Source organism: Symbiobacterium sp. (genome assembly GCF_040797425.1).
Taxonomy (GTDB): domain Bacteria; phylum Bacillota; class Sulfobacillia; order Symbiobacteriales; family Symbiobacteriaceae; genus Symbiobacterium.
The window spans coordinates 1-1,759 of record NZ_JBFNEH010000127.1; the positions used below are offsets into that span (position 1 = coordinate 1).

A 1,759-nucleotide genomic window follows, 5' to 3' on the forward strand; every position below is an offset into this window, starting at 1 on the left:
GTGCCCCGCTATGCGGGGCTGGCACCGTTCGATTGGATGGCCGAGAACCACGAGACCCAGGGCGGAGTCTCCGCAGTGCGAACGACAGCTGGGCTCGACGAGGGCCCCCTCGTCGCCCAGCAACTCCTCGCGCTCACCGGGGGAGAGACGGCCAGGGAGATCCGGGACATGCACTTCGCCGCGTCCTGGCGCCTGTTCGATCTGGTGCTGCCGACACTGCTGGACCGGTCCTACCGGACCTGGGATCAAGACCTGAGCAAGCGCACCTACTTCGGCCACCCGCCCGCCGAGGCTTCGCTGGAGTCTCGCGTATGACCGCGCATCGGCGCACGGGGCTGGTCGCGACCCTCCTCGGTTTCTTCATCGTCATGCTCGATACGACCATCGTCAATGTCGCCCTCGCCGAGATCGGCACTGACCTCGACACGACGGTGGGCTCACTGCAGTGGGTCGTCGACGCTTACACCCTCGTGTTCGCCGCGTTCCTTCTCACAGCTGGGGGCGCATGCGACCGTCTCGGGGCCCGCAGGGTCTACCTCGCTGGCCTGGTGGTCTTTGCTGTGCTCTCGGCCGTGTGCGCCCTCGCTCCCACAGGCGGGTTCCTCGTCGCTGGTCGCGCCGTCCAGGGGGTGGGCGCGGCAGCGATCGTGCCGGGCTCTCTGGCATTGCTGTCGGCTGTGTACGACGATCCGAAGGAACGAGCACGCGCCATCGGGCTGTGGGGCGGCGCAGGAGGTGTTGCCGCCGCGATCGGACCGGTCCTGGGCGGAGCGCTGGTGTCGACGATCGGGTGGCGGGCGGTGTTCTGGGTCAACCTCCCCATCGTCGCTATCGGCTGTCTGCTCACCTTGTGGGCAATTCCCGCGCTCACGGGCAGTCGCGCGAGACGGGTGGACCTACCCGGACAGGTGCTCTCCGTGCTCACGCTGGTGGCAGTAACCTATGCAGTCATCACCGCAGGCGAACACGGATGGTCACCCTGGCGGGTAGCCGTGCTGATCGCCGGGGGCGTCTTCCTCGCCCTGTTCATCATCGCAGAGCGACGACACCCGGACCCGATGCTGCCGATGGCCTTGTTTACTCGTGCCCGGTTCTCCGTGGCCGCAATGGTAGGGCTCGCGCTCAACATCAGCTTCTTCGGACAACTCTTCGTGCTCTCCCTCTTCTTCCAGCAGTACCTGGGATACGAGCCGTGGCTGGCAGGCCTCGCGCTGGCACCACAGGCGTGCAGCGCCGTGGTCGCGTCACCGCTGGGCGGCCGTGCCGTCGCCCGGTGGGGCGCGTTCCCCACCATGCTCACCGGCCTGGTAGTCGGCACGATCGGCTTCAGCAGCCTCGTGCTGCTCACCGCAGAAACCCCTTACGTGGTGGTCGCGGTGTTGACCTTCACGGCTGGATTCGGGATGGCCTTCGCGATGCCGGCCGCGACCTCGGCCGCAGTGGCCTCGGCCCCGCCGGAACATGTCGGCATCGCAGGAGGAGTCATCAATGCCGCCCGCCAGACCGGCAGCGTCGTCGGCGTCGCAGTCCTCGGCGGAATGGTCGCCAGTGGAGCGTTCCTCACAGGCTTCCACACAGCCGTCGCGGTTGCCGGTGGAGTCTTCGGTGCCGCAGCGCTCGTAGTTGCTGCCACCATCATCAGTCACCTACAGGAGCCAGTTACACCTGAAGTTTAGAATCATTGTGTGATGAAACACCATCGGAGGAGGTCGAAGAAGCCGTCAGTCGAACGCGTACTGTGCTCCGAAACTGGTAAACG

Annotated in this window: 2 protein-coding genes; both read left to right on the forward strand. The window is 66.3% G+C overall.

Annotation, left to right across the window (positions count from 1 at the left end):
- A partial coding sequence (locus AB2385_RS17005; protein WP_367656198.1) for a formyltransferase family protein occupies nucleotides 1-315 on the forward strand: 315 nt, incomplete at its 5' end.
- Nucleotides 312-1,676: an MFS transporter gene (locus tag AB2385_RS17010; RefSeq protein WP_367656199.1), complete on the forward strand. Its 1,365-nt coding sequence runs from the start codon at nucleotides 312-314 to the stop codon at nucleotides 1,674-1,676. The genes AB2385_RS17005 and AB2385_RS17010, both read left to right, overlap by 4 nt.
- Nucleotides 1,677-1,759: the final 83 nt, after the last annotated feature.